This window comes from Candidatus Cryptobacteroides sp., from assembly GCF_056207615.1.
This window is the reverse complement of sequence record NZ_JBAEER010000049.1, coordinates 1-12,193: the sequence shown is the minus strand read 5'-3', so window position 1 is coordinate 12,193 and position 12,193 is coordinate 1. Positions and strand designations below refer to the sequence as shown.

The following is a 12,193-nucleotide window of genomic DNA, read 5'->3' as shown; positions in this document are numbered from 1 at the left end:
GTTGAGCCTCTGGATGTCCTCGTCGAACCAGATGTCCTTTCCTCCGATGGTAGAGACTCCTTTGCTCTTGAGGAGGATGCTCTGGATAGGTGTCTTTGCCACTAGGTTACCACGGCTGGTCTTTCCCTTGATCGCGAGGGTGGAGAAATCGTAGTCGTCAGTAAGCTTCTTGAGCTTCGGACGAGGACGAAGACGAATCCTCACGCTCTCTGCCTCTCCGTTATGGTTCGCAGTGAACCAGAGTATCTTGCTGCCAGGCGTTCCTGTGGTGATATCGTACTCCTTGTCTCTGGTAACAGATGTGACAGCGAATCTCTTGGCATAGCTGATGCCGGTCTCGCCGTCCTTATATATACAGTTGTATATGGTCCTGGTGTCGTTCCTGTCGAACACGCCGACGTAGAGAAGGTCGTTTCCGTAGTAGTTCTTCTCGGTGACCTTGGTGATCTTGTACTTTCCGTCCTTGCCGATGACGATGATCTCGGAGAGGTCAGAACAGTCGCAGATATACTCACCATTGTCCTCTCTCTTGAGGTTGGTTCCGACGAAGCCGGCAGCGAGGTTTGCGTAGAGCTTCGCGTTGTTGCTTACGACTTTTGTCGCTGCGATGGACTCGAAGCTTGTGACCTCGGTGCGACGTGGGAACGCCTCGCCATATTTCTTCTTGAGGCTCTTGAACCAGTTGATCGTGTACCTCACGAGGTGGTCGAGGTCGTACTGTACCTGTGCCATCTCCTTCTCGATGCCCTTGAGCTTGTCCTCCATTGCCTTTGCATCGAACTTGGAAATCTTCCTTACAGGCTTCTCCACGAGCTTGAGGATGTCGTCCATCACAATCTCCTTGCGGAGGAGGCTCTGGAATTCCTTCATCCTTGCGAACACGTCGTTGAGCTGCTCTTCCCATGTGCGGGCTGAGTCGTTCTCGAGGAGCTTGTAGACCCTGTTCTCGAAGAAGATCTTCTCAAGCGAGTTGTAGTGCCAGTCGCGGGTGAGCTCGTCCAGACGGATCTGGAGTTCCCATCCGAGGAGGTACTTGGTGTGTTCGGTGTCATACCTGAGGACGTCGTCCACGCCGAGGAATTCAGGCTTGTGGTCTACGATCACGCAGGCGTTAGGCGAGATGGAGACCTCGCAGTCGGTGAATGCGTAGAGCGCGTCTATGGTCTTGTCCGGGGAGACGTCGTTAGGGAGGTGGATGACGATCTTCGCTACCTTGGTGGTGAGGTCGTCTATCTTCCTGATCTTGATCTTTCCCTTGTCCTTGGCCTTGAGGATGGAGTCGCAGAGGTTTCCGGTGGTCTTGCCAAAAGGCACCTCGGTGATCTCGATGGTGTTCTTGTCGATCTTCTCGATCTTGGCACGCACCTTCACGACGCCACCTCTGCGGCCGTTGTTGTACTTGCTGCAGTCCACGAAACCTCCGGTCGGGAAGTCCGGGTAGAGCTCGAACGGCTTGTCCTCGAGGATGGCGATGGATGCGTCGATGAGTTCGTTGAAGTTGTGCGGGAGTATCTTCGATGCAAGTCCGACTGCGATACCCTCGGCTCCCTGTGCGAGCAGGAGAGGGTACTTGACAGGAAGCTCGACCGGCTCGTCGAGCTTTCCGTCATAGGTCTTCATGAAGTTGGTGGTCTTAGGGTTGAACACCACCTCCTTGGCGAACTTCGAGAGTCGGCACTCGATGTATCGGCCGGCTGCGTTGGAGTCGCCCGTGATGATGTTACCCCAGTTACCCTGGGTGTCTATGAGCAGGTTCTTCTGACCGAGCTGGACGAGTGCTCCGAAGATTGACTGGTCACCATGTGGATGGTACGCCATGACCTGGCCAACGACCTTGGCCGCCTTGGTGAGCGTGCCGTCGTCGTTGACGAACATGGCCTGGAGAACGCGTCTCTGCACCGGCTTGAGACCGTCCACGATGTGTGGCACGGCCCTCTGCAGGATCACATAAGACGAATAGTCCAGGAACCACTCCTTGAACATTCCGGAAAGCTTGTACTTTCTGCTGTTTACGTCAAGAAGCTTGTCAAACCTGCCTTCCTTGGCATTGGAGACGGCTTCTTCTCCCGAGGTCTCGTCTATTTCCTCTACTGGGAGGTCCTGATCTTCAATATCCATTTTTACTTCAACATTAGTTCTTAGTTCCACCTTTGGTACCCGTAAAAATGGATACCCACGTTACCCCATCCCTAAATCCCTTCCCTCGGGGAAGGGACTTACTGTCGGCCTTCGGCCTTTACAGGGTATTTGTTCTTAGTTCCACCTTTGGTACCCGTAAAAATGGATACCTTCGGTATCTTTATTACCCCCGCTGCTTCGCAGCCGCCCCGAGGGGCATGCCGCTTTCACTTCGTTCCAGCGGGCATCTCCGTGGCTCGACGATAGTCTCGCACACTTCGATGCGGCGCTGATGCGCCTTAATATTCGTAGCCGAAGCGCTTGAGCTCCTTCTTGTTCTCCCTCCAGTCGGTGTCGACCTTGACATAGAGGCTGAGGAACACCTTGGTCTGGAAGAAGTCTTCCATGTCGATGCGTGCCTCGGTACCCACCTTCTTGAGCGAAGCACCGCCCTTGCCGATGATGATTCCCTTCTGGGAGTCGCGCATCACATAGATTATGGCACGGATGTCATAGCGCTCCTTGCCCTCCTTGAATTCCTCGATCTCGACCTGACAGCTGTAAGGAATCTCCTGGCTGTAGTTGAGGAAGATCTTCTCGCGGATGATCTCCGACGCGAAGAACCTCATGTTCCTGTCGGTGAAAGTCTCCTTGTCGTACCATGGCGGTGCGACCGGAAGCCTGCTCACGATTGCGTCGAGGATGTTGTCAAGGTTGAACTTCTCCTGCGCCGATGCGGGATATATGATGGCTTTGGGAAGCTGCTCCTTCCACCACTGCATGAGCTCCATCACCTTCTCCTGGGTGCTGATGTCGATCTTGTTGATCACGAGCACGACAGGACAGTCGATGCGGCTGAGCTTCTCGATATATTCGGCATTCTTGTCGCCCTTCTCCACCGTGTCGGTCACATAGAGAATGATGTCGGCGTCGCCGAGAGCTTCGACGACGAAGTTCATCATGCTCTGCTGGAGCCTGTAGTTGGGCTGGAGGATGCCAGGTTTGTCCGAGTACACGATCTGGTAGTCGTCACCGTTGACGATGCCCATGATCCTGTGCCTGGTTGTCTGAGCCTTGGAGGTCACTATCGAAAGGCGTTCCCCGACGAGGGCGTTCATCAATGTTGACTTGCCGACGTTGGGGTTACCTACGATGTTTACGAAACCTGCGCGATGTTTCTTTTCTTCAGCCATTACCTGTAAGCTCCCATTCTGAGGATGTTGGTCTCTCCCTCTGTGAGGTAGCGCCAGCCACCACGCTTGATGCCCTTCTTGGTAAGACCTGCGAAATAGACGCGGTCGAGTCCCTTGACCTCGTAGCCGAGGCTCTCGAAGATACGACGAACGATGCGGTTCTTTCCTGAGTGGATCTCGATACCGAGCTTGCGCTTGTCGTTCTCGTCGATATACTGGAGATCGTCTGCCGCAACCTCACCGTCGGTAAGGGTCACGCCAGCCATGATCTTGTCGAAATCTTCCTGCTTGAGGTCGTGGTCGAGGCTCACCTGGTAGATCTTCTTCTTGTCGTAAGAAGGATGGGTAAGCTTCTCTGCGATCTCGCCGTCGTTGGTGAACATGAGCACGCCGGTGGTGTTCTTGTCGAGGCGACCTACTGCGAATACCCTGGTGTTGCAGCCCTTGAGGAGCTCCATCACGGTCTTCTCTGCGTGAGGGTCGCTTGCAGTGGTGACATAGCCCTTAGGCTTGTTCATCACGATGTATACCTTCTCCTCGCCCTTGAGCCTCTCGCCGTTGAAGCGGATGTCGTCGGTGATGACGTTCACCTTGCTTCCGAGCTCGGTAACCACTTCTCCGTTGACGGTGACCACACCTGCGAGGATGTAGTTGTCAGCCTCCCTGCGTGAGCAGATACCTGAGTTCGCGATGTACTTGTTGAGGCGTACTTCGTTCTTGATAGGAATGTTTACGATGTCGTTGTCTGAATAGAGGTCTGCATCAAGCTGTGGACGATCGCTGATCATCTTGTTGATGCCAGCGGTAGCCGCGTCGATGGTCCTGTTGAAAGGCTTCCTTCCGAATGGCTTGCCGCCACGGTTGTTGCCGCCCCTGCCGAATGAAGGCTTGCGGTCGCCATAGCTGCGTCCCTCGCCGTTGCTGTTGTAGCTCCTGCGCTCGCCGCCGTTGAATGAGCGGTGCTCGCCGTAAGAAGGCTTGCGGTCGCCGTAGCTGCGTCCTTCGCCGTTGCTGTTGTAGCTCCTGCGCTCGCCGCCGTTGAATGAGCGGTGCTCGCCGTAAGAAGGCTTGCGGTCACCATAGCTGCGTCCCTCACCGTTGCTGTTGTAGCTTCTGCGCTCGCCGCCGTTGAATGAGCGGTGCTCGCCATAAGATGGTTTGCGGTCACCATAGCTGCGGCTCTCGCCGTTGCTGCTGTAGCTTCTGCGCTCACCGCCGAAGCTGCGACCTTCGTTGTTGTAGTTACGGCGCTCGCCGTAGGTCCTGTTCTCAGAACCGCTGGTGCTGCGGCTAATCCTTGGCCTGCGCACCTTTTCGTTGTTGTTTTCCATTGTCTTTTTGCCTCACGGCAATCTTTTAAAAAGTGAATTGAATAGAGTACTCTTATTCTACTTGAGTTTGAAATTATATGTGATCGTGCCCTCCTGGAGTACCGGAGCGTCCGCTGCCATGTTGAAATGTGTGCTCATGGCGGCACTTCTCGCTGCGGCCCAAAGGGTCTTGTCAGTTACTGTCGTTCCCTCAGCTCCGGCGATGGCCCTGGTGACCTCTCCGTAGTTGTTTACCCAAATCTGAACCACGACGATACCCTCGCGCTCGACTGCGTAGCCTGGGCTTTTGAGTCCTCCGAGGACTGTCCTTCCCTTGAGCCTTGCGTTAGGCTCGCCGACAGTCTTTCCGGTCTTGGCGTTGCCCGAAGCATGTCCTGCGCTGAGCTTGTCGCTGGTCTGGGTGCTGGTCTGAGGAGCCAGCGTATCCTTGTCTGTCTTGTTGTCCGCCGCGTGGAAGAGAGCTCTCCTGTTGATCTCCTTCTCACGTGGTGGCTCCGGAACTTCCACGTCACCGTCAGGACCTACCGTCGCCTCCGGAGCCTCATTGGCCCTGGTCCCTTCGAGCTGGGCCTCGGAACGCTTGACGAGGTTGATAGGCTGGGTCGGGTCGGCGTCGAGAGCCCTCGGCTGGGTGCTGCTCTGCGCCCTGAGCGGATCCTGGACGGATTCCTGCTCGAACTCGATGAGGATGCTCTTTTCCTCAGGTGGTGGGTAGATGTACTTGAGGCCGGAGAATGCGCCTACGCTGAGAACCACGACGTGAGCGGCCACCGTGACCACGATGCCCGTCAGTCTGGAGTTCTTCTCCTGCTTCTTTCTCTGTTCCCTGTAATCCATCTATTATTCCGGTGATGTGGCCATTATGACCTTGTAGTGGTTTCTCTTTGCGATGTTCATGAGGGCGACGACTTCCTTCACAGGGACGGTCTCGTCCGCATAGATCGAGAAGGTAGGGTCATCCTCGGTCTGGAGGAGTTCGATGAGCTCGTCCTCGACCTGGTTGAACATGATCGGAGTCTGGTTTCCGTTCACATGGTATGAGTATGTGCCGTTGTGCCAGTCCTTGACCGACACGGACACCGTAGCCTTGGCCGCAACCTGTCCCGTGCTCTTCGGGAGGAGGAGCTTCAACGCGTTGGGGTTGACGAGCGTCGAAGTCACCAGGAAGAAGATGAGGAGCAGGAAGACGATGTCAGTCATGGACGACATCGAGAATCCGGCATCTACTTTTGTGCTTCTCTTGATCATCTTACTTGTTCTCTGCTGGCTCGTTGAGCATATCCATGAACTCGATGGTGCTGTTCTCCATCTGGAATACTACGTCTGACACCTTCGCGGTGAGGTAGTTGTATGCGAAGTATGCGATGATACCGACTGCAAGACCGCCGACGGTGGTCACCATTGCCTGGTAGATACCGCTCGAGAGGAGTGCGATGTCGATGTTGTTGCCTGCCTGGGCCATGTTGAAGAAGGCCTTGATCATACCGGTCACGGTACCGAGGAATCCGATCATAGGAGCACCTCCGGAAATCATCGCGAGGTAAGGAAGACCCTTCTCGAGGCGCTGTACCTCGACGTTGGCAGTGTTCTCTACTGCGGTCTGGATGTCAGAGAGTGGACGGCCGATTCTCTCGATGCCCTTCTCGACGAGGCGAGCGACAGGAGAATCATATTCCTCGCAACGCTTGGTCGCAGCCTTGATCTTGCCCTCGTGGATGAGGTCGCGGACCTCCTGGAGGAAGCGCTTGTCGACGTTGGCGGCCCTGCGGATCATCCAGAACTTCTTTGCGAAGAGGTAGATTGCGATAACTGAAAGGAGGAGGAGTACGATCATGAGCCAACCACCCTTGGTGCACATGTCAATGAGTGAAAGGGTGAGCTCCTGCTGTGGAACAGCCTCTGCAGCGGCTGCAGTGGCGAGTGTGTCTGCCTGAAGAAGTGTAAACATATCTCGTTTGTTTTATTTCGTTTTTAAATCCCGCGAAATTAGCGAAAAATTGTCAATAAACCTTGTCAATACTCAACTTTGTTGAGAAATAATGCGTGACCCGGTACGGATTCGCCCGCATCGCATCTCGTGCCCTTGTCCACGAGCTCCGCGAACCACTCCGGATCTTTCCTGCCGCGGCCTACCTCGACCATGGATCCTACGATTGCGCGGACCATGTTCCGAAGGAAGCGGTTCGCCCTGACGGTGAATACGAGATAGCCCTGGTCAGGATATCCGAGCACTCCGACATGGGTGGGGACGTAATGCTCCCAGCGTGCATCAAATATCGTGCAAATCGAGGTCTTGTTGTTGCCGCCGGTCTTCTCGAAGCAGCTGAAATCATGCTCTCCGAGGAGGTATCTGCATGCCTCGTTCATCCTGTCCATGTCGAGGGGATACCTGCACCACCAGGACCATCCGCTGACGAAGGGATCCTTGCCCTGATGGATGAAGTAGTGGTACTCCCTGCTGACTGCGCTGTAGCGGGCGTGCCAGTCCTGGCTGAACGATCCGTCCTCGGGGCGAGGTATCACGGGCGCAGGGACGAGCTCATGTACCACTGTTTTCAGGGGCAGAATGGCATTTAGTTTGTAGGCAAGTTGCTCCGGCTCCATAGGAAGATTTCCCTCAACGTCGAAGTGAAGTACGTAGTTGACCGCGTTCACGCCCGTATCCGTCCTTCCCGCACCTGTGACGGAAATGCTTGTCCCAAGGAGAGTTGAGAGGCATCTCTCGACCTCGCCCTGGACGGTGACGGCGCTCGGCTGGATCTGCCAGCCGCAGTATGCTGAACCGTCGTATGAGAGCCTGATGATATATCGCATAAATTATTAAATTTGCTGACTTTTTTAGATTTGCAAAAATACCAAAAATAAAGATAAATGGACAGCGTCAACATCAAAGAATTGAATGACAGGATCCAGCAGGAAAGCTCTTTCGTGGACCTGCTTACGATGGAGATGAACAAGGTCATCGTCGGCCAGAAATCTCTCATCGAGAACCTCATGATCGGTCTGCTCGCCAACGGCCACATCCTTCTCGAAGGTGTTCCCGGTCTTGCGAAGACATTGGCTATCAATACTCTTGCATCTGCAGTGGATGCGAAGTTCAGCCGTATACAGTTCACCCCTGACCTCCTTCCGGCGGACCTCATCGGTACCATGATCTACTCCCAGAAGTCGGAGACCTTCCAGATCAAGAAGGGACCGGTCTTCGCGAACTTCGTGCTCGCGGATGAGATCAACCGTTCCCCTGCGAAGGTGCAGTCGGCCCTTCTCGAGGCCATGCAGGAGCGCCAGGTCACCATCGGCGACGAGACCTTCAAGCTTCCTGAGCCATTCCTCGTGATGGCAACCCAGAACCCTATCGAGCAGGAGGGTACATATCCTCTTCCAGAGGCCCAGATGGACCGTTTCATGCTCAAGGTCGTGGTGACTTACCCTAAGAAGGAGGAGGAGAAGCTCATCGTCAGGATGAACAATACCGGAGAGTTCCCTAAGGCGAACGCCATCCTCAAGCCGGAGGACATCGTACGTGCCCGCAAGCTCGTGCGTGAGGTCTATATGGACGAGAAGATCGAGCGTTACATCGTGGATATCGTATTCGCGACCAGAACTCCTGAGGAGTATGGTCTCGGCAAGCTCAAGAATCTCATCTCATACGGTGCGTCTCCACGTGCCAGCATCTCGCTCTCGATGGCAGCAAAGGCTTATGCCTTCATCAAGAGACGTGGCTATGTGATTCCGGAGGATGTTCGTGCGGTATGTAACGAGGTGCTTCGCCACAGGATCGGTCTCACATACGAGGCTGAGGCTGAGAACGTGACCACGGAGCAGATCATTGCCGAAATAATCAATGCGGTCGAGGTTCCTTAATAGATGAGCGGACAGACAACAAACGACCTGCTGAAGAAGGTCAGGAAGATAGAGATCAGGACCAGGGCGCTCTCGCACCAGGTCTTCGCCGGAGAGTACCACTCCGCCTTCAAGGGCAAGGGTATGACCTTCAGCGAGGTGAGAGAGTACCAGTGGGGGGACGACGTGCGCAATATGGACTGGAACGTCACCGCGCGTCTGAGTGCTCCTTACGTCAAGGTCTTCGAGGAGGAGAGGGAGATGACCGTGATGCTGCTGATAGACGTCAGCCGCTCGGGTCTCTTCGGAACCACCTCCCAGAACAAGCGCGACCTCATCGCCGAGATCGCCGCGGTGCTCTCTTTCTCCGCCATCATCAACAACGATAAGGTCGGTGCCTTGCTGTTCAGCGACAAGGTCGAGAAGTTCATACCGCCGAAGAAGGGCCGCAGCCATCTCCTGCACATCATCCGTGAGGTCGTGGAGTACACTCCCGAGTCCGACGGGACAGATGTCGGTGAGGCTCTGAGGTACCTTACGAACGCAATCAAGAAGAAGTGCACGGCCTTCGTGCTCTCCGACCTGATCGACGTCGATTCGGAGTGCAATCCGAAGTATGAGGATGCGCTGAAGGTGGCCGTGAACAGGCACGACATCTCCATGATCGAGGTCTATGACCCGAGGGAGAGGGAGATCCCTGACGTCGGTCTGGTGAACGTGAAGGATTCCGAGACCGGACGTACGGCATGGGTCAACACTTCGTCGGCGAAGATGAGACGAAGCTATGCCCAGTGGTTCGATGACGTCGACAAGGCGACTTCGAAGATGCTGATGAAGTACAGCATAGACAGCGTCAAGATCGCTACGGACCAGGACTATGTCAAGGGTCTGATGACATTTTTTCAGAAACGATAGATGAAAAGCTTTATCAAGATATTTGCGGTGCTCCTGTGCCTGCCGACCATGCTTTTCGCGCGCGACCGCGAGAAGAGCGTAGCCGACGGTGCTTTCCTCAGGCCTATGCAGCAGAGGGATTCGGTGCTGATCGCAGACCAGCTCAGATATGGCGTGCGACTGAACAACGTTCCTAAGGGCACGAGGCTGCTCCTCCCGGATTGGAAGGACACCCTCAGCAGGAACGTCGAGGTCGTCAGGCCATGGCAGATGGACACGGTCAGCGTGCACAAGCAGGGAAAGGGCATGCCGGAAACCATGGACCTGGAGGCCTACATGGTCATCACCTCCTTCGAGGAGGGATTGCACGACCTTCCGGGCATCTTCATGGTGAGATGGGCTCCGGACGGTGTCGTGGATACGCTGACCTACTCGGCGAACCAGCTCGTGGTGACCACCATTCCGGTGGATACCGCGACCTTCGTGGTGCATGAGATCAAGGATCAGGTACGCTATCCTGTCACCTTCAGGGAGGTACTCCCATATATTCTCGCGGCGGTCCTCATCGGCGGGCTCATTGCCCTTGCGGCATGGCTGATCATACGCCAGCGCAGGAAGAGGGCCGGAGAGGAAGCAGCACGCAAGGAGCCTGCCCATATCGTGGCGCTCCGAGAAATCGACAAGTGGCGTGGTGACAAGTTCTGGGAGCCTTCGCAGCAGAAGGCCTTCTATTCTGGCGTCACCGATGCACTTCGCGGATATATCGACGCCCGTTACGGCATCTCGGCGATGGAGATGACTACTCAGGAGCTTTTCGATGCCCTCAAGGGTACCGATGTCCCTGACGAGCTGAAGGCTCCGCTCAAGGATCTCTTCGAAAGAGCCGACTTCGTGAAGTTCGCCAAGCATGCGGCTGACCGCGAGGAGAATTCCGGAGTCATCCCGCTCGCAGTGCGTTTCGTGACCTCTACCTACCAGGTGGAAGTCGAGGACGAGGCTGCCGCGGGGAAGAATGAACATGTAAACTAAGGAGGAAGACAAATGTTTTTCGAATATCCCGGTCTGCTCTGGTTGGAGGTGATTCCGCTGCTTCTGGTGGCGCATTATCTCTATCTCGAGCTATGCGGCAGGAAGCCTCACATGAGGGTTTCCACCATAGTGCCGTGGAAGAAGACCGATACTTCCCTGATGGCGGCGACCAGGCATCTGCCATTCGTCCTGAAGACGGCTGCGATTGCCCTTATCATAGTTGCCATCGCCCGTCCGCGCTCTTCCGAGGAGCTCGAGAGGATAGACACGGAGGGAATCGACATCGTACTCGCGATGGACGTGTCGTCGAGTATGCTCGCACGCGACTTCAAGCCTGACCGCCTAAGTGCGGCAAAGGACATCGCCATTGAGTTCATCTCGCAGCGTCCTTACGACAGGATGGGAATAGTCGTGTTCGCTGGCGAGAGCTACACCCAGTGTCCTCTCACCACCGACCGTGCGACCCTCATCAACATGATGAAGGAAGTGCAGACCGACCTTATCGAGGATGGTACCGCAATCGGAAACGGACTCGCGACAGCCGTGGCCAGGATGAAGGATTCGGACGCCAAGAGCCGAGTCGTGATCCTGCTCACCGACGGTGTGAACAACATGGGCGAGATCACCCCGCAGACCGCAGCCGAGATCGCTCAGACCTACGGAATCAGGGTGTATACCATAGGTGTGGGTGCAAGAGGCACCGCGCCATATCCGGTCATGACCCCTTGGGGACCGGAAGTACAGAACATAGAAGTCGAGATCGACGAGGAACTTCTCCAGGGCATCGCGGATGCGACCGGCGGAAAGTACTTCAGGGCTACGGACAACACGAAGCTCGCGGAGATCTACGGCGAGATTAACAAGATGGAGAAGGCGAAGACCACCGTGGACAGTTTCCCTATCTACAAGGAACTTTTCACCAGGTATGCGGTAGCGGCGCTCATCTGCCTGCTGCTGGCGCTCGGAATCGACCTTTTCCTCAGAAGATTGCCATAGGAGGGAAGAGATATGTTGAATTTTGCACAAGCTGATTTTCTTCTCCTGATACTGCTCATCCCGGTATTCTTCATCGTGTATGCGCTGATGCGCAGGCTTCGCAGCAGGCGTCTCGCGAAGTTCGGCGATCCTGAGCAGGTCAGCAGGCTCATGCCGTCCGTCTCTTCGGCGAAGGGATGGGTAAGGTTGAGCATTTTCTCGCTCGCATTCTTCTTCTTCGTGATCGGTCTCTCACGTCCGCAGATCGGAGCCAAGCTCAAGGAACACAAGACAAAGGGAGTCGAGATCATGATATGTCTTGACGTGTCCAACTCCATGCTGGCCGAGGACTATTCACCTAACCGACTCGACAGGGCGAAGCTGGCGCTCTCGCGTCTTGTGGACAGGCTCAACGGTGACCGTATCGGTCTCATCGTCTTTGCTGGAGAGCCTTTCGTACAGCTTCCGATCACAACTGACTACGTGTCGGCGAAGATGTTCATGGGAACCACATCCACCGAGTCCGTGCCTGTCCAGGGAACAGCGCTGGGAGCGGCCATCAATACCGCGATTCGCAGCTTCAGCGCCCAGAGCGAGAAGAGCCGTGCGATCATCGTCATCACAGACGGTGAGAACCACGAGGACGATCCGGTTGCGGCAGCGGCCCAGGCTGCGGAACTTGGAATCAGGGTGTTCACCATCGGTATCGGTTCTCCTGAAGGAAAGCCTATCCCGATGAACGGTGAGCTTCTCCGCGACAGGAACGGTGACATCGTCGTCTCGAGGCTCGAGGAGGATATCCTCCAGCAG

General features: G+C 55.4%; 12 protein-coding genes. 5 read left to right on the top strand and 7 right to left on the bottom strand.

Annotated features, from left to right (window positions below):
• From AC06ND_RS03060 to truA, 7 genes are all read right to left on the bottom strand, one after another.
• Positions 1–2,118: DNA gyrase/topoisomerase IV subunit A (locus AC06ND_RS03060; protein WP_475677526.1), on the bottom strand; the 2,118-nt coding region annotated here is incomplete at its 3' end.
• Between the two features lie 299 nt (positions 2,119–2,417).
• The gene (gene era / locus AC06ND_RS03055) at positions 2,418–3,311 is read right to left on the bottom strand and encodes a GTPase Era (protein ID WP_475677525.1); all 894 of its coding nucleotides are present in this window, start codon (positions 3,309–3,311) and stop codon (positions 2,418–2,420) included.
• Positions 3,311–4,642: a pseudouridine synthase gene (locus AC06ND_RS03050; RefSeq protein WP_475677524.1), complete on the bottom strand. Its 1,332-nt coding sequence runs from the start codon at positions 4,640–4,642 to the stop codon at positions 3,311–3,313. The genes era and AC06ND_RS03050 overlap by 1 nt, the downstream gene beginning before the upstream one ends.
• Before the next feature lie 57 nt (positions 4,643–4,699).
• Positions 4,700–5,479, bottom strand: a complete 780-nt coding sequence (locus AC06ND_RS03045) for an energy transducer TonB family protein (RefSeq protein WP_475677523.1) — start codon at positions 5,477–5,479, stop codon at positions 4,700–4,702.
• 3 nt (positions 5,480–5,482) lie between these two features.
• Positions 5,483–5,890, bottom strand: coding sequence for an ExbD/TolR family protein (locus AC06ND_RS03040; protein ID WP_475677522.1), 408 nt, complete (start codon positions 5,888–5,890; stop codon positions 5,483–5,485).
• Position 5,891: 1 nt separating this feature from the next.
• Positions 5,892–6,590: a MotA/TolQ/ExbB proton channel family protein gene (locus AC06ND_RS03035; RefSeq protein ID WP_475677521.1), complete on the bottom strand. Its 699-nt coding sequence runs from the start codon at positions 6,588–6,590 to the stop codon at positions 5,892–5,894.
• A gap of 65 nt (positions 6,591–6,655) precedes the next feature.
• Entirely contained in the window at positions 6,656–7,456 is an 801-nt protein-coding gene (gene truA, locus AC06ND_RS03030) for a tRNA pseudouridine(38-40) synthase TruA (protein ID WP_475677520.1), read from the bottom strand.
• A 57-nt stretch (positions 7,457–7,513) separates the two neighbouring features.
• On the opposite strand from truA, the gene AC06ND_RS03025 reads away from it, so the two are divergent.
• From AC06ND_RS03025 to AC06ND_RS03005, 5 genes are all read left to right on the top strand, one after another.
• The gene (locus AC06ND_RS03025; RefSeq protein WP_475677519.1) at positions 7,514–8,506 is read left to right on the top strand and encodes an AAA family ATPase; all 993 of its coding nucleotides are present in this window, start codon (positions 7,514–7,516) and stop codon (positions 8,504–8,506) included.
• A gap of 3 nt (positions 8,507–8,509) precedes the next feature.
• Positions 8,510–9,400 carry a DUF58 domain-containing protein gene (locus AC06ND_RS03020; protein WP_475677518.1) on the top strand — a complete coding sequence of 297 codons (891 nt, stop codon included), beginning with the start codon at positions 8,510–8,512 and terminating at the stop codon, positions 9,398–9,400.
• On the top strand, positions 9,401–10,408 hold the full coding sequence (locus AC06ND_RS03015) for a hypothetical protein (protein ID WP_475677517.1): 1,008 nt from the start codon (positions 9,401–9,403) through the stop codon (positions 10,406–10,408).
• A 12-nt stretch (positions 10,409–10,420) separates the two neighbouring features.
• Complete coding sequence (locus tag AC06ND_RS03010; protein WP_475677516.1) at positions 10,421–11,404, top strand: vWA domain-containing protein; 984 nt, start codon at positions 10,421–10,423, stop codon at positions 11,402–11,404.
• A 12-nt stretch (positions 11,405–11,416) separates the two neighbouring features.
• The coding region (locus AC06ND_RS03005) for a VWA domain-containing protein (protein ID WP_475677515.1) at positions 11,417–12,193 on the top strand (777 nt) is incomplete at its 3' end.